The organism is Bacteroides sp., from assembly GCF_052357945.1.
Classification (GTDB): domain Bacteria; phylum Bacteroidota; class Bacteroidia; order Bacteroidales; family Bacteroidaceae; genus Bacteroides.
In genome coordinates this window covers 1-20,116 of the sequence record NZ_DAWCXD010000091.1, presented here as the reverse complement: position 1 = coordinate 20,116, position 20,116 = coordinate 1, and the positions used below count along the sequence as shown (strand labels likewise).

The following is a 20,116-nucleotide window of genomic DNA, read 5'->3' as shown; positions in this document are numbered from 1 at the left end:
CCGTGACCCCATGCGTGACAGGCATGTATTCTAACCAACTGAACTAACGCACCAGAATTTCAATTTATTAATCTGCATCTCTCTCGATTGCGGGTGCAAAGGTAGTTGTTTTTTGTAAACCTGCAAGCGTTTTGAGAAAAGTTTTTTTCAAGAAAAAACGAGAAAAATGCTTAGTGTCTCATTTTGAGTACTTTTGTAATGAAAAAAATATTCATTTTTCTTCTCTTCGGATAGTGACGGTATCCGGTCATTATAGTGACGCTATCACGATGGAATGCCGTCACTATCCGAAGGCAATGGCGTCACTATCCTAAAGTTTGTCATTCTTTTCATTGAAAATAGCTCCCGATATCTTTCTATCTGTAAGAAATCACCGTTTTTATATCAACTTTCTGCTTGAATAATTCGTAATTTTGCAATAAATCGTTATTTTTGCGGACTAAAATTAGAAAGGTAGAAAATAATCTGCCTAGAATCGTTAATTAGTAGAAAGAATGATGACAACAGCCAAACTGTTATTGCACTGTCCCGACAAACCGGGAATCCTAGCGGAAGTGACAGACTTTATTACGGTAAACAAAGGAAATATTATCTATCTGGATCAGTATGTAGATCATGTAGAGAACATCTTCTTCATGCGTATTGAATGGGAACTGAAAGATTTTCTGGTTCCACAGGAAAAAATTGAAGATTATTTCAGAACACTCTACGGGCAAAAATATGAAATGGATTTTCGTCTTTATTTCTCTGATGTAAAACCACGTATGGCTATTTTCGTATCCAAGCTGTCACACTGTCTTTTCGATATGTTAGCCCGGTATACGGCAGGAGAGTGGAATGTAGAGATACCTCTTATTATAAGTAATCATCCGGATTTGCAGCACGTAGCAGAACGTTTCGGAATTCCTTTCTATCTGTTCCCTATCACCAAGGAGACGAAAGAAGAACAGGAGCGCAAAGAGATGGAATTGCTTGCCAAACATAAGATTACATTTATTGTATTGGCACGCTATATGCAGGTGATCTCCGAACAGATGATTAATGCTTATCCGAATAAGATTATCAATATTCATCATTCTTTCCTTCCTGCGTTTGTAGGGGCGAAGCCTTATCACGCAGCTTTCCAGAGAGGGGTGAAAATTATTGGTGCAACTAGTCATTATGTAACGACAGAGCTGGATGCCGGACCGATTATTGAACAGGATGTAGTGCGCATTACTCATAAAGATGCTATTGAAGACCTCGTAAATAAAGGAAAGGATTTGGAAAAAATCGTTCTTTCGCGTGCAGTGCAGAAGCACATCGAGCGCAAAGTTTTGGCTTATAAAAATAAAACAGTAATATTTAGCTGATGAAAGTAGCAGTTGTAAAATACAATGCCGGCAATATTCGTTCTGTGGATTATGCTTTAAAACGGTTGGGGGTAGAAGCGGTGATTACTGCTGATAAAGAAGAACTTCAATCGGCCGATAAAGTTATTTTTCCCGGAGTAGGAGAGGCGGAAACTACCATGAACCACTTGAAAGCAACGGGACTGGACGAACTGATAAAGAATCTCCGTCAGCCTGTATTTGGAATTTGTCTCGGCATGCAGTTGATGTGCCGGTATTCCGAAGAAGGAGAAGTGGATTGTTTGAATATCTTTGATGTGGACGTGAAGCGTTTTGTTCCGCAGAAACATGAGGATAAAGTGCCGCACATGGGATGGAACACCATTGGGAAAACGAATAGCAAATTGTTTGAAGGGTTCACCGAAGAAGAGTTTGTCTATTTTGTGCATAGCTTCTATGTGCCGACCTGCGACTTTACTGCTGCTACAACTGACTATATTCACCCGTTCAGTGCTGCGCTGCATAAAGATAACTTTTATGCTACCCAGTTCCATCCGGAAAAAAGTGGTAAGACAGGAGAGAAGATTCTGACAAACTTTTTAAACCTCTAAGATACAAATAGTAAATAGATGATAGAAATTATTCCAGCCATTGATATTATTGACGGAAAGTGCGTACGCCTTTCCCAGGGAGATTACGATAGTAAAAAGGTGTATAATGAGAACCCGGTGGAAGTTGCTAGGGAGTTTGAGGCGAACGGTGTTCGCAGGCTTCATGTGGTAGACTTGGACGGTGCTGCTTCTCATCATGTCGTTAACTATCGGGTGTTGGAACAGATTGCTGCACGCACTTCTCTCGTCATAGATTTTGGTGGAGGAGTAAAGAGTGATGAAGATTTGAAAATTGCTTTTGAGAGCGGTGTGCAGATGGTAACCGGAGGAAGCATTGCAGTGAAAGATCCGGAATTATTCTGTCATTGGCTGGAAATATACGGCAGTGAGAAGATTATTTTAGGGGCAGATGTAAAAGATCATAAGATAGCCGTCAATGGTTGGAAAGATGAAAGTGCCTGTGAACTTTTTCCATTTCTCGAAAATTATATAGATAAAGGTATACGAAAAGTAATCTGTACGGATATTAGCTGTGACGGAATGTTGAGTGGCCCCTCTATCGATTTGTATAAAGAGATGCTGGCAAAATTCCCTGACCTTTATCTGATGGCTAGTGGCGGGGTGAGCAAGATGGATGATATTGTTGCCTTGGATGAGGCCGGTGTTCCCGGAGTTATTTTCGGTAAGGCATTATATGAAGGACATATCACCTTACAAGATTTGAGAATCTTTCTATAATGAGCGTATCGGAATAAATAAGATACCTTTATTATAAGGGAGATAAGAATCGAGCTTCAGGAATATAGATTATAAATTGTTGAACAATAAATAAAATAGGATTGTGTTAGCAAAAAGAATAGTACCTTGTCTGGATATAAAAGACGGACAAACCGTGAAAGGAACGAATTTTGTCAACTTGCGCCAAGCCGGTGATCCGGTGGAGCTAGGTCGTGCTTACAGTGAACAGGGGGCAGATGAACTTGTTTTCCTGGATATTACTGCAAGCCATGAAGGACGTAAGACTTTTACGGAATTGGTAAAACGGATTGCTGCTAATATCAATATCCCATTTACCGTAGGTGGTGGAATCAATGAATTAAGTGATGTAGACCGTCTGCTGAATGCAGGAGCAGATAAGATTTCTATCAATTCTTCCGCTATCCGTAATCCCCGGTTGGTTGACGAGATAGCAAAGAATTTCGGCTCACAGGTTTGTGTGTTGGCTGTAGATGCCAAACAGACTGAAAACGGTTGGAAATGTTACCTGAACGGAGGACGCATCGAAACGGATAAAGATCTGTTCGAGTGGACTAAAGAGGCACAGGAACGCGGAGCAGGAGAAATACTCTTCACAAGCATGAATCACGATGGTGTAAAAGTCGGTTATGCAAATGAAGCACTTGCCGCTTTAGCGGATCAACTCTCCATTCCCATCATAGCTTCGGGAGGTGCAGGCTGTAAGGAGCACTTCCGTGATGTCTTTTTACAGGGAAAGGCAGATGCTGCATTGGCTGCCAGTGTTTTTCACTTCGGAGAAATTAAAATTCCCGAATTAAAATCGTATCTTTGCGGCGAAGGAATTACCATCAGGGGGTGAGGCACCCCGGCCGGGTTTTCCTGCGGATGGATTATATAGTCAGATAAATATAGGAACTGTCTGCAAAAGAATTCCGTAGGCGATAGATAGTAATTGTAAATTGAAATAGTAATTAGAACTTATATAAAAATGGAATTGGATTTCGATAAAATGAACGGACTCGTTCCGGCTATCATACAGGACAACGAGACACGTAAAGTCTTGATGCTGGGCTTCATGAATAAAGAAGCTTATGATAAAACGGTAGAAACCGGAAAAGTTACATTCTTTAGCCGTACGAAGAATCGTTTATGGACAAAAGGCGAAGAAAGCGGTAACTTCCTTCATGTTGTATCTATAAAGGCTGATTGCGACAATGATACATTATTGATTCAAGTAGATCCGGTAGGTCCTGTGTGTCATACAGGCACAGATACTTGTTGGGGAGAGAAAAACGAAGAACCGGTCATGTTCCTGAAAGCATTGCAGGACTTCATAGACAAGCGTCACGAAGAGATGCCCGAAGGTTCTTATACGACCAGTCTGTTTGAGTCGGGAATCAATAAGATAGCTCAAAAAGTAGGTGAGGAAGCTGTGGAAACAGTGATCGAAGCAACGAACGGTACTGACGAACGTTTGATCTACGAAGGAGCCGACCTCATTTATCACATGATTGTATTGCTTGCTTCAAAAGGCTATCGCATTGAAGATCTTGCACGTGAACTGCAGGAAAGACATAGCAGTACATGGAAGAAGCATTAATAAGTAAAGATTAGAAATTAAAAATTAAAACGGGAGTCGGCATGGATGACGGGGCGTTGATACAATATAAGAACGTAGAAATCCATCAACAGGAACTCTGTGTGCTAAGTGATGTAAATCTGGAATTGCACAAAGGAGAGTTTGTCTATTTGATCGGAAAAGTAGGCTCGGGAAAAACGAGTCTGCTCAAGACTTTTTATGGCGAACTGGATGTAATTGACGGTGAAGCGGAAGTGCTGGGTTATAATATGCGATCTATCAAACGTAAGCATATCCCGCAACTGCGCCGCAAGTTAGGCATTGTATTCCAGGATTTTCAGCTACTCACAGACCGTACTGTATATAATAACCTGGAATTTGTGCTTCGTGCCACAGGCTGGAAAAACAAACAGGAGATACAGGAGCGTATTGAAGAAGTGCTTCAACTGGTGGGAATGTCCAACAAAGGTTATAAACTTCCGAACGAACTTTCCGGTGGCGAACAGCAGCGCATTGTGATTGCACGCGCCGTACTCAATTCTCCGGCTATCATCCTGGCGGATGAACCAACAGGAAATCTGGATGTGGAGACAGGTAAAGCCATCGTTGAATTGTTGCACAATATCTGCGAATCCGGCTCATCGGTAGTGATGACGACGCACAATTTGCAACTGCTGAAAGATTATCCGGGCAGGGTATATCGTTGTACCGACCATCAGATTGTAGATGTGACTGATGAATATATGCCCAGACAGAGAACAATAGAAATAGATTTAAATATAGATAACTAAAACAGTAACGAAAATGAAAGTTTTAAAGTTTGGAGGAACTTCCGTAGGTTCTGCTCAGCGCATGAAGGAAGTAGCCAAATTGATTACCGATGGTGAACAGAAGATTGTTGTTCTTTCTGCTATGTCAGGAACAACAAACACATTGGTGGAAATTTCGGACTATCTGTATAAGAAGAATCCGGAGGGTGCCAACGAGATTATTAATAAGCTGGAAGCAAAATATAAACAGCATATTGATGAGCTTTTTGCAACCCAGGAATATAAACAGAAAGGTCTTGAAGTTGTCAAATCCCACTTCGACTACATCCGCTCCTATACTAAAGACCTTTTCACTTTGTTCGAAGAGAAAGTGGTTTTGGCACAGGGAGAGCTTATTTCTACGGCGATGGTAAACTTTTACTTGCAGGAATGTGGCGTGAAGTCCGTGTTGCTTCCGGCTTTGGAATTCATGCGTACTGATAAGAACGCAGAACCGGACCCCGTATATATTAAGGATAAATTGCGTGCTCAATTGGATCTTTATCCGGATACGGAAATCTACATTACGCAAGGTTTTATTTGTCGCAATGCTTACGGTGAGATAGACAACCTGCAACGTGGTGGTAGTGATTATACTGCTTCTCTGATCGGAGCCGCAGTAAACGCTTCCGAAATCCAGATTTGGACAGATATCGACGGTATGCACAATAACGACCCGCGTATTGTTGACAAGACTGCTCCGGTTCGTCAGCTTCACTTCGAAGAAGCCGCCGAATTGGCTTACTTCGGTGCAAAAATCCTGCACCCTACTTGTATCCAGCCGGCTAAATATGCCAATATCCCTGTCCGCTTGTTGAACACAATGGATCCGGAGGCTCCGGGCACACTGATTTCTAACGATACGGAAAAAGGCAAGATTAAGGCAGTAGCTGCAAAAGATAACATCACTGCTATTAAGATTAAATCCAGCCGCATGTTATTGGCTCATGGTTTCTTGCGTAAGGTGTTCGAAATCTTCGAAAGCTATCAGACATCTATCGATATGATCTGTACGTCAGAAGTCGGTGTATCTGTTACGATAGATAACACGAAACATCTTAATGAGATTCTGGACGACCTGAAGAAATACGGAACAGTAACCGTTGATAAAGAAATGTGTATCATCTGCGTTGTAGGTGACCTTGAATGGGAAAATGTCGGTTTTGAAGCAAAAGCACTCGATGCGATGCGCGATATACCGGTGCGAATGATCTCGTTTGGAGGAAGTAACTATAACATCTCCTTCCTCATTCGGGAGTGTGATAAGAAAGTAGCTTTACAATCGTTGAGCGATATGCTTTTCAACGGCAAATAATTCCACAAATAATACGAGCGCTTTTACCGAACTGATAAAAGCGCTCTTTTTTAACCAACTAAACAAGTTTTTCGAATTATGAAGGGAATATTTCCAATCGATAAATTCCGCACTTTGCAGACACCTTTCTATTATTACGATACCAAAGTGCTGCGCGATACATTGTCGGCTATTAACCATGAGGTTGCCAAATATCCTAATTATTCAGTGCATTACGCTGTTAAAGCAAATGCTAACCCGAAAGTACTTACCATTATCCGTGAGAGCGGAATGGGAGCCGACTGTGTGAGCGGTGGAGAAATTCGTGCCGCTATCCGTGCAGGATTTCCGGCCAATAAAGTTGTTTTTGCAGGAGTAGGTAAAGCAGATTGGGAAATCAACCTCGGACTGGAGTACGGCATCTTCTGTTTCAATGTAGAGTCTATTCCCGAACTAGAAGTAATCAATGAATTGGCTGCTGCTCAAAATAAGGTGGCTAATGTTGCTTTCCGTATCAATCCGGATGTAGGCGCACATACTCACGCAAATATCACTACTGGTTTGGCAGAAAATAAATTTGGTATCAGTATGCAGGATATGGACAAGGTGATAGATGTGGCACAGGAGATGAAAAACGTAAAGTTTATCGGTCTTCACTTCCACATTGGCTCGCAGATTCTAGATATGGGTGATTTTGTAGCCCTCTGCAATCGTGTCAATGAGTTGCAGGACAAACTGGAAGCACGAAGAATCCTGGTAGAACATATCAACGTAGGTGGTGGTTTGGGTATTGATTACGGACACCCCAACCGTCAGGCTATCCCGAATTTCAAGGATTACTTTGCTACCTATGCCGGACAATTGAAATTGCGTCCTTATCAGACATTGCATTTTGAACTGGGACGTGCTGTTGTAGGTCAGTGTGGTTCTTTGATATCCAAAGTCCTCTATGTAAAACAAGGAACACGGAAGAAATTTGCCATCCTTGATGCGGGTATGACCGACCTGATCCGTCCGGCTTTGTATCAGGCATTCCATAAAATGGAAAATATAACTTCCGAAGAACCGTTGGAAGCCTACGATGTAGTAGGACCGATCTGTGAATCGTCAGACGTTTTCGGAAAAGCGATTGACTTGAACAAAGTGAAGCGTGGTGACTTGATCGCCCTTCGTTCTGCCGGTGCGTACGGTGAAATAATGGCTTCCGGATATAACTGTCGTGAACTGCCGAAAGGATATACTTCCGACGAACTGGTGTAAGTAAAAAATGAACCGCTACAATCAAAGTGTGAATGTAGTTTAAAAATATAGGGTACGTGGAACAATTTTAACTGAAAGCGTGTTATTTTTGTAATGAGTTCAAAAAGAAACTACATTAACAACTTAATAAAAAAATACGATTATGATTTCAGAAAAATTACAGAATGCAATTAACGAACAGATTACTGCTGAAATGTGGTCTGCTAACCTGTATTTAGCAATGTCTTTCTATTTTGAGAAAGAAGGTTTCAGTGGTTTTGCTCATTGGATGAAAAAGCAATCCCAGGAAGAAATGGGACATGCTTATGCAATGGCAGATTATATCATCAAACGTGGAGGAACTGCTAAAGTGGATAAAATAGATGTTGTTCCTAACGGATGGGGTACACCTCTCGAAGTATTCGAACACGTATACAAACATGAATGTCATGTTTCTCAATTGGTAGACAAGCTGGTAGACGTAGCTGCTGCTGAAAAGGATAAAGCAACACAGGATTTCTTGTGGGGATTTGTTCGCGAGCAAGTAGAAGAAGAAGCTACTGCGCAAGGCATTGTTGATAAAATCAAGAAAGCTGGTGATACCGGAATTTTCTTTGTAGACTCACAATTGGGACAGCGTTAATGATGCTACTCTGAAAAATAGTTCTTTAATATATTATAGAGGCTGCCTGAATTCCTGTTCAGGCAGCTTCTTTTTTTCACTTATTTGGCTTATGTTCGAAAATAAACTACCTTTGTATTACGAGTCAGAGAGAAATTAATCCCAGTTATTATAAATGAATGGTTTGAACAGAGGAATTATAAGATTGCTCCTTTTATCTTTATTGCTCCTTTTAGGGGTGAGTAGTTGTTCTCAAAAAGAGAAACGACGTATTTTAGTTGTCCACTCTTATGAGGAGACTTATGCGGCTTATCCGGAATTTAACCGGATGATAGCGGAGCAATTTGAAAAAGAGAAAATTGATGCTGATATTCGTACCGTTTATTTAGACTGTGAATCCTACTGGGAGGAACCAGAACTCGAACGGATGCGCTTTCTGGTTGATTCCGTATCGAGAGACTGGCAGCCGGAAGTGATTCTGGTGAATGAAGACCAGGCTACTTATTCATTGATGAAATGCGGAATTCAGTTGGCGAAAGAAGTGCCTGTGGTTTTTGGTGGTGTCAATTATCCGAATTGGGGATTACTGAAACATCATCCCAATGTGACTGGCTTCCATGACAAGATAGCTTTTAATGAGAATATCAGTGTGGCAAAAGAGCTTTTTGGTGAGCACGTTCGTTTGTTTACCATGCTCGATACTACCTATATTGACAGACAAATCAGAAGAGATGCAAAGGAACAGTTTAAAGGACATAAAGTGACCGGATTCATAGATAATCCCGAACTTTCTCCTGAAGAACAGATACGTTTGGTGCAGGAAGAAGGCTATACCCGCTTCATGGCTATTCCTTTGCGTAATGCCAGAAACCATTCGGATGCTACTTTTATGTGGGTTTTGAACAGGAGTTACCGCGATCAATGTTATATCCAGTTGAAACGTGATTACACCACTATTAATATTGGGAGTATCTGTGGTAGCCCTAGTCTGACAGCCATTAATGAAGCCTTTGGGTTTGGTGAGAAGTTGTTGGGTGGATACATCACTTCGCTGCCTATTCAGGTAGAAGAAGAGGTGAAAACTGCCGTTCACATATTGCATGGCGCAAGTCCCTCGGATATACCCATTGTTGAAAGCCGGAAAGAGTATGTTGTTGATTGGAATACAATGACGCAAATAGGTTTGAGTAAGGAAAGTATTCCTGCTAAATATCGTATTATCAATATTCCGTTTAGTGATAAATACCCTTTGTTGTGGGGAGCCTTAGTCGCTTCATTTGTTCTTTTCCTGATTTTACTTTTCGCTTCTCTTTGGTGGCTATACCTTCGGGAACAGATGAGGAAAAAGCAGGCTCTTATAGCATTGGCTGATGAAAAAGAAACATTGTCATTAGCCATTGAGGGTGGAATGACGTATGCTTGGAGATTGGATAACGGTTGTTTTGTTTTTGAAGATGCATTCTGGGCGTCGCAAGGGTTAAGTCCCAGACAACTTTCGTTTAAGGAATTCATGAGCTTTATCCATCCCGACCATTGGGAAGGAGTGAAGTTCAACTGGCGAAATCTGAAAAGTGCTCATAAAAAGATTGTGCAGGAGCTTTGTAATTTCGACGGCAAAGGCTATCAGTGGTGGGAGTTCCGTTATACCACCAAACAGCTACCCGGGGGCGAATATAAAACCGCAGGTTTGTTGCTTAATATACAGGATATAAAAGATCGTGAAGAAGAATTGGAGGCAGCACGCTTATTGGCTGAAAAGGCGGAATTGAAACAATCATTCCTCGCAAATATGAGCCATGAGATACGTACTCCGCTTAATTCAATCGTTGGCTTTGCCAATATACTGGCATTGGAAGATGGATTGAGTTCCGTAGAACGCGAAGAGTATATCAGTACTATTAACAAGAACAGCGAGTTATTACTCAAACTGATTAATGATATCTTGGAACTTTCCCGTATCGAATCAGGATATATGTCTTTCTCATTCAAGAGATGCAAGGTGAGAGAGTTGATTGACGATATCTATATGACACATCAGGTTCTGATTGCTCCGCATTTGGAATTCCTGAAAGAAGTGGATGATACACCTTTGGAAATCAATGTGGACAGAGAGCGCTTGATACAAGTCCTGACAAACTTTCTGAATAATGCCGGTAAGTTTACGGAAACCGGATATATCAAATTAGGATATAGCTATCTGCCGGATGAAGGCAAAGTGCAGATTTATGTAGAAGATACCGGAAGAGGGATTCCACGAGAAGAACAACGGATGATTTTCAGCCGTTTCTACAAACAAAACGAATTTTCGCAGGGAGCAGGATTGGGACTTTCTATTTGTCAGGTGATTATAGAGAAGCTGGGTGGAAAGATCGAACTCAAGTCCGAAGTAGGCAAGGGAAGCCGTTTTACGGTTATTCTTCCTTGCCGGGTGGTATCTTGATAATGATAGACTTTAACGGGAATACGAACAATCTTATTTCTTGTGTTTCCCTTTCTCCATCGTTCCCAGGTAAATCTCCAGTGAACGGGTGGAAATCTGTATTTCGCGGAAAGATACGCCTAAAGAAGCTATCAGCAGAATCAATGCCAATCCGAATACATAAGCAGAGAATAATTGAAGCCCGATATAAATAAGGAACATGCTGACTACACAGAAAAAAAGGCTTGCAATACCTAGTCCTTGCATCCTACGGGTCAGGTTCAACCGTTTCCGTAGATTCTCGATTTGCGCTTCAGTGATATCCGAAGGGTTTTCCATGTAGCGGTCACGCAGTTGGCGCACAAGTTGGGCATACGATAAGAAACGGTTGGTATAAGCCAGCAATATCAATGAAACTGCCGAGAAAAGTAGGGCAGGAGTAGTGAGAGTCAATTCTTCCATAATCTATTTTTTATAGTCAAGTAGCGGTTCAAAATTCATTTTATAAAAGAGAATTTTTTGGCACGGGTTACACGGATTTTACGGTTTTAGAAATATGCTTGCATAAAGCAACAGCGTAATCTGTGTAATCCGTGCCTAAAAATGGATGCTGCAAGTAAACCTTGCCCCGGAGTTATTCCGCTTTCAGCACATTAAGCTCTTTGCCTACCTTGATAAAGGCAGCGATGCACTTGTCAAGATGTGCTTTCTCGTGTCCTGCAGAGATTTGCACACGGATGCGTGCCTGATCTTTCGGCACTACCGGATAATAGAAACCTGTCACATAGATGCCTTCCTCCTGCATACGTGCAGCGTAAATTTGGGACAACTTCGCGTCATACAACATAACGGCACAGATAGCGCTTTGTGTCGGTTTGATATCAAATCCGGCAGCCGTCATCTTATCGCGGAAGTAGTTTACATTCTCAACAAGTTTATCATGTAATGCATTGCTCTCTTTCAGCATCTTGAAAACTTCAAGGCTGGCACCAATGATGCCCGGAGCCAAAGAATTCGAGAACAGATACGGGCGGCTGCGTTGACGAAGCAAATCGATAATCTCTTTACGACCGGTGGTGAAACCTCCCAGTGCACCGCCAAAAGCCTTACCTAATGTTCCGGTATAAATATCTACCCGTCCATGAGTCTTATACAACTCGCTTACTCCATGCCCTGTGGCACCTACCACACCGGCAGAGTGTGACTCGTCCACCATTACCAGTGCATCGTATTTCTCGGCAAGATCGCAAATCTGATCCATTGGAGCTACATTGCCGTCCATAGAGAACACACCGTCCGTTACAACAATACGGAAACGTTGTGCCTGCGCTTCTTGCAGACATCTTTCCAAGTCCTTCATGTCAGCGTTGGCATAACGGTAGCGCTTTGCCTTGCAAAGACGTACTCCGTCAATGATAGAAGCATGGTTCAGAGAATCCGAGATGATGGCATCCTCTTCAGAGAAAAGTGGTTCGAATACACCGCCGTTGGCGTCGAAACAAGCAGCATACAAGATCGTGTCTTCCGTCTGGAAATACTCCGAGATGGCAGCTTCCAGTTCTTTGTGTATATCTTGCGTTCCACAAATGAAGCGGACGGACGACATTCCGTAACCACGGTTATTCATCATTTCCTGCGAAGCCTTAATCAATCGGGGGTGATTGGATAATCCTAAGTAATTATTTGCACAGAAGTTCAGCACTTCCTTACCTTTTACAGTGATGGCAGCTTGCTGCGCACTTTCAATCAGTCGTTCTTCTTTATAAAGTCCGGCTTCCTTGATTTCAGCCAATGTTTGGCAGAGATATTCTTGCATTTTACCGTACATAGTGTTTGGGTGATTAAGTTATATTGCAAAGGACACAATTTTTCTTGGAATAACAATGTCTTTTTGATTAAAATCTGAAAAAAAAGTGCTTACTTTGCGCACTATTTAAGCTTGATATTCTAAGTCAGAAGAAAAAATGGAACACATTTTGATTATTGGAGCTACCGGACAGATAGGGTCGGAGCTAACGATGGAGCTACGTAAACGTTACGGAAATGCAAATGTAGTAGCAGGTTATATTCCGGGTGCAGAGCCTAAAGGGGAATTAAAAGAGTCCGGACCGTCGGCAATTGCTGATGTGACGGATGGAGAGGCGATTGCATCTGTGGTAAAAGAGTATCACATCGATACAATTTATAATTTGGCTGCTCTGCTGTCCGTAGTTGCCGAGTCGAAGCCCAAGCTGGCCTGGAAAATAGGTATCGATGGATTATGGAATGTATTGGAAGTGGCACGCGAACAAGGATGTGCAGTGTTTACTCCGAGTTCTATCGGTTCGTTTGGCGCTAGTACGCCTCATACGAAAACACCGCAGGACACTATTCAGCGTCCGCGCACCATGTATGGAGTCACCAAGGTAACGACCGAGTTGCTAAGTGATTATTATTTTAATAAATATGGTGTTGATACCCGTGCTGTCCGTTTTCCGGGCATTATTTCGAATGTGACCCCTCCGGGAGGAGGTACGACCGATTATGCTGTCGATATTTATTACTCGGCGGTGAAAGGAGAAAAATTTGTGTGCCCCATTAAGCAAGGCACTTTGATGGATATGATGTACATGCCGGATGCGCTGAACGCAGCAATTATGCTGATGGAAGCTGATCCGACAAAATTGATACACCGAAATGCTTTCAATATCGCCTCGATGAGTTTCGACCCGGAGACGATTTATCAGGCTATCAGGAAGCATGTGCCGCAGTTTGAGATGATCTATGATATAGATCCTTTGAAACAGCGCATTGCCGATAGCTGGCCCGATAGTCTGGATGACACCTGCGCTCGTGAAGAGTGGGGCTGGAAGCCGGCCTACGATTTGGAAAGCATGACGGTAGATATGCTTGAAAAGTTAAGAGAGAAACTAAAATAATGAAAAAACTAATTGTAGGGGTCATGTTGCTCGGTATACTGGGTGCTTGTGGAAACAAGAAAACAAACATTGACCCCTTCGCATCTATCACAAAAGAAGTGGATTCTATCCGGCAGGTAGCCGATTCTATTCACTGTGATGAATCGCCGGAAGATCCGCAACCTATACAGGCAGATGAATCTTTCGATGATTTTATCTACAATTTTGCTTCCGATGACGTGCTGCAGCGTCAACGTGTGAAATTTCCGTTGCCTTACTACAATGGAGATAAAAAAACGAATATCGAGGAGCATAACTGGAAGCATGATGACTTGTTTACCAAACAGCATTATTATACGCTTCTGTTTGATAGAGAAGAAGATATGGATTTAGTGGGAGATACCTCCCTCACTTCCGTACAGGTAGAATGGGTGTTTGTGAAAACACGAATGGTAAAGAAATACTATTTTGAGCGTATCAAAGGTGCATGGATGCTGGAGGCAATTAATCTGCGTCCCATTAAGCAAAATGATAATGAAAATTTCGTGGAGTTTTTCGGACACTTTGCCGCGGATAGTCTTTTTCAGAGTAAGCGTGTGTGTGAGCCTCTGGCTTTTGTAACCACCGATCCGGACGATGATTTCTCTATTCTGGAGACCACCCTCGATCTTAATCAGTGGTTCGCTTTTAAACCGGGACTTCCTGCCGATCGTCTTTCTAATATCAATTACGGGCAGCGGAATGACGATGATTCGCCAACGAAGATTCTGGCGTTGAAAGGTATCGGTAATGGTTTTTCCAATATCCTCTATTTCCGTCGCAAAGCCGGGGAATGGGAATTGTATAAGTTTGAAGATACAAGCATTTGATGCAGGTAGTAATACGCTACAAGAAATAGCCTTGCTGTTAATGATATAACAGTATTTGCCGGCTTATAACGAATAATGATATAACTTATAATTAAAAATATATGTATTCTCTTTTACCCTACAATACATTCGGCATTGATGTCAGTGCCGCTCGTTTTTTAGAGTACACTTCGGTTGAAGAACTGAAGAAGCTGATTGTGCAAGGTGCCGTTACGACACCTTTTTTGCATATTGGTGGTGGCAGTAACCTGTTGTTTACCAAAGATTACGACGGGTTGATATTGCATTCCCGCATTGAAGGAATCGAAGTGACGGAAGAAGATGCTCACTCTGTATCAGTGCGAGTGGGAGCAGGGGTGGTATGGGATGACTTTGTAGCCTATTGTGTAGAGCATGGATGGTATGGAGCGGAGAACCTGTCGCTGATTCCCGGTGAGGTGGGGGCGAGTGCGGTGCAGAATATCGGAGCCTATGGCGTTGAGGTGAAAGATCTGATAACGGCTGTGGAAACGGTGAACATTCAAGCTGAAGAACGCGTTTATTTAGTAGAGGAATGTGGATATACCTACCGCAACAGTATCTTTAAGTATCCGGAAAACAAAGCGATCTTTGTCACTTATGTTCGTTTCCGATTGAGTAAAGAAGAGCATTATACATTAGACTATGGCACCATTCGTCAGGAGCTTGAAAAATATCCGTCGTTGACACTTTCTGTTGTCCGGAAAGTGATTATTGCTATTCGCGAGAGCAAGCTGCCCGATCCGAAAGTGATGGGTAATGCCGGCAGTTTCTTTATGAACCCCATTGTGCCGAAAGAAAAACTGGAAGCCTTGCAACAGGAATATCCCCGCATACCCTACTATGAGCTGGCCGACGGCCGCGTAAAAATTCCGGCAGGGTGGATGATTGACCAATGCGGCTGGAAAGGAAAAGCCTTGGGACCGGCTGCTGTGCATGATAAACAAGCACTGGTGCTGGTGAACCGTGGCGGAGCAAAAGGTAGTGATATTATTGCACTTTCAGATGCAGTTCGGGCTTCTGTTCGTGAGAAGTTCGGTATTGACATCCATCCGGAAGTCAACTTTATAAATTGAGAATAAACAAGTGAAAGTAAGAATTATAGGAAGTGGAACATCGACGGGAGTACCTCAAATCGGCTGTACATGTCCGGTTTGTACTTCTTCTGATCCGAAAGATAATCGATTGCGTGCCTCTGCTATTGTGGAGACAGATGACGCGCGGATTCTGATAGATTGTGGTCCCGATTTCCGGACACAGGTATTACATCTCCCTTTTGAGAGGATAGATGGTGTGCTCATTACGCACGAACATTATGACCATGTAGGCGGACTGGACGATTTACGTCCGTTTTGCCGGTTCGGTTCCGTGCCTATTTATGCGGAAGATTATGTAGCGCAGGGATTGCGTTTGCGTATGCCCTATTGCTTTGTCGACCATCGTTATCCGGGTGTTCCCGATATTCCTTTACAGGAAATTTCGGTGGGGCAATCCTTTTCTATAAATCATACGGAAGTGCTTCCTCTGCGTGTGATGCATGGCCGACTGCCGATTCTGGGGTATCGTATCGGGCAGTTGGGGTATATCACTGATATGTTGACCATGCCCGAAGAATCCTATGAACAATTGGCAGGAATAGATGTTTTGGTAATGAATGCGCTTCGGATCGCCTCGCATCCTACTCACCAAAATTTGGAAGAAGCATTGGCGGTGGCCCGGCGTATTCAGGCAAAGAAGACATACTTTATACACATGAGTCATGATATGGGCTTGCATGCGGAGGTTGAAAAGAACCTTCCGGAAAATATTCACCTGGCGTTCGACGGATTGGATATCTATGTTTGATTATCGGTGAAATTTTTAGCAAAAGTTTTGTTTTCTTTGTAGAAATTATTATTTTTGCACCTAGCCGATAAACAGCGAATATTATGAAACTTCGTACGATAGTGAAAATAGCGATCACATCTTCTGTTGTACTTTTGTGCTCAGGTTTCGCATTGTACTCTTTTTTTAGACTGTCAGCAGCTGAAGGGCAGAAAGACTTTAATCTTTATGAACTGGTGCCATCCACAACTTCAGCAGTATTCGTTACTGATGACGTGCTCGAATTTGTAGCAGAAGTCGATGAGCTGACTTGCAGTAAAAATCAGCAATATCTTTATGTATCCAAACTCTTTTCTTATCTGAAACAGAGCCTTTACGCCCTTTCAGAAGATACTCCCCACGGTTTAAGCCGGCAGATGAATCAAATGTTGATTAGTTTCCACGAGCCGGATAACGAACGTAATCAAGTGCTCTATTGTAGATTGGGAAATGGGGATAAGGAGTTGGTAGACAGATTTGTACGCAAATATATATCCTCACTTTATCCGCCGAAAACATTTATTTACAAAGGAGAAGAGATAATTATTTATCCCATGGCGGACGGTGATTTTCTTGCCTGCTATCTGACATCCGATTTTATGGCATTGAGCTTTCAGAAAAAACTGATTGAAAACGTTATTGATGCGTATAAAAGTGGAAAATCGTTGGCTGATGATTCTACCTTTACAGGAATACGTGCTCCGAAAAAAAGTGCGGCGGCCGCTACCATCTATACCCGTATGCAAGGGATGATGGGGTGGACGGAATTTGACATGAAAATGAAAGATGATTTCATCTATTTCTCCGGCATCACTCACGATGCAGACACTTGCTTTGCGTTTATAAACCAGCTTCGCCAGCAACAATCCGTCAAGGGATTTCCGGGAGAAGTGTTGCCGTCTACTGCTTTCTATTTTAGCAGGCAAGGGATTACGGACTGGGTGTCTCTGCTTTCTTATGGAAATGCCCAAGGACAGAGCGTGCCTGCCCGCACGAGTGAAGTACAAAATAGGGATAAAGAGTTTTCACGCTATCTGATGGAAAATGCCGGGCGGGATTTGGTTGCCTGTCTCTTTCAGCGTGAAGATACTTTGCAGGGTGTAGCGGCGGTCTTGAGCCTGTCGGTGGCAGATGTAACGGAAGCCGAACGAATGCTTCGTGCCCTTGTTAATGCAGCTCCGGCGGACGAAGGAAGAAGGAATCCGCGTATAACTTTTTGTTATACTGTAAATAAAGCGTATCCTATCTATCGGTTGCCTCAAACAACATTGTTTAAACAACTGACCAGTTTTGTTGAACCGACTTTGGATGTGTATGCAGCATTTTATGGCGGACGTTTGTTGCTCGCTCCGGATGAGGATAGCCTGTCTCATTATATTCGCCAACTGGATAAAGGGGAAGTGCTTAATGGGGCAATGGCTTATCAGACTGGTATGGACCACCTGTCTGATTCATATCATTTTATGCTGATGGCAGATTTCGATCACGTGTTCCGGCAATCGGAAAATCACGTCCGTTTCGTACCGGATTTCTTTCTGCGCAACGCCGACTTCTTCCGTCATTTCACCCTCTTTGTTCAGTTTGCCTGTGCAGACGGAATGGTATATCCTAATATTGTTTTGAAATATAAATCAGAATAAAAAATCATCGTTTGTCTGCGATCATTTTTCTGAAAACCTCCATAGCTTTTGGCTGGATTATCCATAAACTTTGCCTGCTTCCTCCATACATTTTCAAGATGCTGTTTATCGTTTTTTTTGCTCCATTGACCCATACTTTTTTGTGTGCGTTCTGCTTTTGGAGAAACGCCTTTTTGTTTTTTTTCTTTTTGCATTTTTGCCGTTTTTATATGTGTGCTTATAATAGTCCTATGGTCAGCTTATTATGAGTGATTTTAACATTTGAATCTGTAAAATATACAGAAAAATTCACGGGAAATACGTAAAATATACAGAAAAATTCATCCCCCATTATAAACAAAGAAATAAATAAAAAAACTTCTTCTTTTGAAGATGAAAAAGAAGAAGAAAAAGATTTGTTTTTTTTCGGGAGGAAAAGGACATAAAAAAACTCCCGATGGAGTTTAATCCTATCGGGAGTTTTTTATGCTTATTCATCGAACGAATGACTTTCGGTTTAGAATGGCAGATCGTCTTTGGCATCGCCCGGAGTAAATTCCGGCATAGCCGATGGAGCTGGAGGAGGAACGGGAGAACCGGAAGCCATTGGAGCACCTGTGCTAACACGCTCTACTTTCCATGCGCGGATACTATTGAACCAGCGATCATTCCACTGACGGGCGTCAACGTCGAATGATACAGTCAATTCTTCGCCCATTTGAATGTTGAACTGCTCGATTTTGTCTGCGCCAAATACGTCGAAGCACATTTTACGTGGATATTGGTCGTGGTTTTCGATAACGTACTCTTGTGATTTCCACTCGTTGCCGCTAGTTTTTGAAACTCCGCCTCTCGGGGGGAGGATAGCGATGATTTTTCCTGTAAATTCCATTGCGATAATTTTAAATTCTGCGGCGAAGTTACAATTTTTTAGTAATATCCCTCGCACAATACCTGTTTTTTTCTTTTGTTTTTATTGGGCAGCCCAAATCTTTTTTCGTAACTTTGTGCGATAGAACATTTAAAACTTAAATACACGAAAATATATGAAATTTATCGTTTCAAGTACTGCTCTTTCCAGCCATTTACAGGCCATCAGCCGTGTTATTAATTCAAAAAATGCGCTGCCAATTCTCGATTGTTTCCTCTTCGAACTGGAAGACGGAACTTTGTCTGTGACTGTATCCGACAGTGAAACAACGATGGTGACTACCGTAGAAGTGAATGAAAGCGATACGAACGGGCGTTTTGCCGTAGTAGCGAAAACATTGCTTGACGCACTGAAAGAAATTCCGGAACAACCACTCACATTCGATATCAATCCGGATAATTATGAAATAACAGTGCAGTACCAGAACGGAAAATACAGCCTGATGGGGCAGAATGCGGATGAATTCCCGCAATCGGCTACACTGGGGGATAATGCTGTCCGCGTAGAAATGGAAGCAAGCGTACTTCTGGGAGGTATCAACCGTTCGGTGTTTGCTACTGCCGATGATGAACTTCGTCCGGTGATGAACGGTATTTATTTCGATATTACAACAGAAGACATTACAATGGTTGCTTCGGACGGTCATAAACTGGTGCGTTGCAAAACGTTGGCAGCCAAAGGCAACGAGCGTGCAGCCTTCATCCTTCCAAAAAAACCGGCTACATTGCTAAAGAATCTTTTGCCGAAAGAACAAGGCGCAGTGACCATCGAATTTGACGAACGTAACGCTGTATTCATGCTTGAAAGCTACCGGATGGTTTGCCGCCTGATTGAAGGACGTTACCCGAACTACAACTCGGTAATTCCACAAAACAATCCGCACAAAGTGACCGTAGACCGCCAACAGTTGGTAGGAGCTTTGCGCCGTGTGTCTATCTTCTCGTCACAAGCCAGCAGTTTGATTAAACTTCGTATGCAGGAAAACCAGATTGTGATTTCCGCACAAGATATTGATTTCTCTACTTCTGCCGAAGAAACACAAGTTTGCCAGTATGCAGGTGCTGCAATGAGCATCGGTTTTAAATCGACGTTCCTCATCGACATACTGAACAATATTTCGGCAGATGAAGTAGTCATCGAACTTGCAGATCCTTCACGTGCCGGAGTAATCATCCCGGTAGAGCAGGAAGAAAACGAAGACTTGCTGATGCTGCTGATGCCGATGATGCTAAATGATTAATGTTAATTCACCACAGAGGACGCAGAGGACACAGAGG

Annotated in this window: 20 protein-coding genes; 16 read left to right on the top strand and 4 right to left on the bottom strand. The window is 42.5% G+C overall.

The annotated features are described in order from the left end of the window. Nucleotides 1–494: 494 nt before the first annotated feature. From purU to ACT8YW_RS15495, 10 genes are all read left to right on the top strand, one after another. Nucleotides 495–1,352: a formyltetrahydrofolate deformylase gene (gene purU / locus ACT8YW_RS15540; protein WP_004297049.1), complete on the top strand. Its 858-nt coding sequence runs from the start codon at nt 495–497 to the stop codon at nt 1,350–1,352. Then, the gene (gene hisH / locus ACT8YW_RS15535; protein ID WP_008643438.1) at nt 1,352–1,942 is read left to right on the top strand and encodes an imidazole glycerol phosphate synthase subunit HisH; all 591 of its coding nucleotides are present in this window, start codon (nt 1,352–1,354) and stop codon (nt 1,940–1,942) included. Before purU ends, hisH begins: the two co-directional genes overlap by 1 nt. Nucleotides 1,943–1,960: 18 nt before the next feature. After that, a complete protein-coding gene (hisA, locus tag ACT8YW_RS15530; RefSeq protein WP_444105980.1) occupies nt 1,961–2,680 on the top strand; it encodes a 1-(5-phosphoribosyl)-5-[(5-phosphoribosylamino)methylideneamino]imidazole-4-carboxamide isomerase in 720 nt (239 codons plus the stop codon). Between the two features lie 103 nt (nt 2,681–2,783). After that, entirely contained in the window at nt 2,784–3,539 is a 756-nt protein-coding gene (hisF, locus tag ACT8YW_RS15525; protein ID WP_444105978.1) for an imidazole glycerol phosphate synthase subunit HisF, read from the top strand. A gap of 129 nt (nt 3,540–3,668) precedes the next feature. Continuing rightward, nucleotides 3,669–4,280, top strand: a complete 612-nt coding sequence (gene hisIE, locus ACT8YW_RS15520; RefSeq protein WP_004304029.1) for a bifunctional phosphoribosyl-AMP cyclohydrolase/phosphoribosyl-ATP diphosphatase HisIE — start codon at nt 3,669–3,671, stop codon at nt 4,278–4,280. Between the two features lie 41 nt (nt 4,281–4,321). Beyond that, a complete protein-coding gene (locus tag ACT8YW_RS15515) occupies nt 4,322–5,050 on the top strand; it encodes a cell division ATP-binding protein FtsE (RefSeq protein ID WP_444105975.1) in 729 nt (242 codons plus the stop codon). Nucleotides 5,051–5,063: 13 nt separating this feature from the next. Next, nucleotides 5,064–6,383: an aspartate kinase gene (locus ACT8YW_RS15510; protein ID WP_004304027.1), complete on the top strand. Its 1,320-nt coding sequence runs from the start codon at nt 5,064–5,066 to the stop codon at nt 6,381–6,383. A 78-nt stretch (nt 6,384–6,461) separates the two neighbouring features. Next, nucleotides 6,462–7,622 carry a diaminopimelate decarboxylase gene (gene lysA, locus ACT8YW_RS15505; protein WP_004304026.1) on the top strand — a complete coding sequence of 387 codons (1,161 nt, stop codon included), beginning with the start codon at nt 6,462–6,464 and terminating at the stop codon, nt 7,620–7,622. 142 nt (nt 7,623–7,764) lie between these two features. Then, nucleotides 7,765–8,244, top strand: a complete 480-nt coding sequence (locus tag ACT8YW_RS15500) for a ferritin (RefSeq protein WP_004304025.1) — start codon at nt 7,765–7,767, stop codon at nt 8,242–8,244. Between the two features lie 154 nt (nt 8,245–8,398). Then, the gene (locus ACT8YW_RS15495) at nt 8,399–10,663 is read left to right on the top strand and encodes an ATP-binding protein (RefSeq protein ID WP_444105973.1); all 2,265 of its coding nucleotides are present in this window, start codon (nt 8,399–8,401) and stop codon (nt 10,661–10,663) included. A gap of 33 nt (nt 10,664–10,696) precedes the next feature. On the opposite strand, the gene ACT8YW_RS15490 is transcribed toward ACT8YW_RS15495, so the two are convergent. Next, nucleotides 10,697–11,104 (bottom strand): DUF2721 domain-containing protein, encoded by a 408-nt coding sequence (locus tag ACT8YW_RS15490; protein ID WP_008025474.1) that lies wholly within the window; start codon nt 11,102–11,104, stop codon nt 10,697–10,699. 172 nt (nt 11,105–11,276) lie between these two features. Then, complete coding sequence (kbl, locus tag ACT8YW_RS15485) at nt 11,277–12,470, bottom strand: glycine C-acetyltransferase (protein ID WP_004313655.1); 1,194 nt, start codon at nt 12,468–12,470, stop codon at nt 11,277–11,279. A gap of 136 nt (nt 12,471–12,606) precedes the next feature. Here kbl and ACT8YW_RS15480 point away from each other — a divergent pair, with 136 nt between their 5' ends. The 5 genes from ACT8YW_RS15480 (at nt 12,607) to ACT8YW_RS15460 (ending at nt 17,929) form a co-directional block, all read left to right on the top strand. Beyond that, complete coding sequence (locus ACT8YW_RS15480) at nt 12,607–13,560, top strand: NAD-dependent epimerase/dehydratase family protein (RefSeq protein WP_049702513.1); 954 nt, start codon at nt 12,607–12,609, stop codon at nt 13,558–13,560. Beyond that, nucleotides 13,560–14,408, top strand: coding sequence for a DUF4348 domain-containing protein (locus ACT8YW_RS15475; RefSeq protein ID WP_087323167.1), 849 nt, complete (start codon nt 13,560–13,562; stop codon nt 14,406–14,408). Before ACT8YW_RS15480 ends, ACT8YW_RS15475 begins: the two co-directional genes overlap by 1 nt. A 101-nt stretch (nt 14,409–14,509) precedes the next feature. Then, nucleotides 14,510–15,502, top strand: coding sequence for a UDP-N-acetylmuramate dehydrogenase (gene murB / locus ACT8YW_RS15470; RefSeq protein ID WP_151935562.1), 993 nt, complete (start codon nt 14,510–14,512; stop codon nt 15,500–15,502). Between the two features lie 10 nt (nt 15,503–15,512). Beyond that, a complete protein-coding gene (locus ACT8YW_RS15465) occupies nt 15,513–16,271 on the top strand; it encodes an MBL fold metallo-hydrolase (protein ID WP_074909116.1) in 759 nt (252 codons plus the stop codon). Between the two features lie 83 nt (nt 16,272–16,354). Beyond that, a complete protein-coding gene (locus tag ACT8YW_RS15460; RefSeq protein ID WP_444105969.1) occupies nt 16,355–17,929 on the top strand; it encodes a DUF3352 domain-containing protein in 1,575 nt (524 codons plus the stop codon). On the opposite strand, the gene ACT8YW_RS15455 is transcribed toward ACT8YW_RS15460, so the two are convergent. Next, nucleotides 17,866–18,123, bottom strand: coding sequence for a hypothetical protein (locus ACT8YW_RS15455; RefSeq protein WP_225450302.1), 258 nt, complete (start codon nt 18,121–18,123; stop codon nt 17,866–17,868). The two genes, ACT8YW_RS15460 and ACT8YW_RS15455, sit on opposite strands and share 64 nt — an antisense overlap. 302 nt (nt 18,124–18,425) lie before the next feature. Next, complete coding sequence (locus ACT8YW_RS15450) at nt 18,426–18,800, bottom strand: DUF3127 domain-containing protein (protein ID WP_004316866.1); 375 nt, start codon at nt 18,798–18,800, stop codon at nt 18,426–18,428. Between the two features lie 154 nt (nt 18,801–18,954). On the opposite strand from ACT8YW_RS15450, the gene dnaN reads away from it, so the two are divergent. After that, the gene (gene dnaN, locus ACT8YW_RS15445) at nt 18,955–20,079 is read left to right on the top strand and encodes a DNA polymerase III subunit beta (protein ID WP_004316865.1); all 1,125 of its coding nucleotides are present in this window, start codon (nt 18,955–18,957) and stop codon (nt 20,077–20,079) included. Nucleotides 20,080–20,116 lie beyond the last annotated feature (37 nt).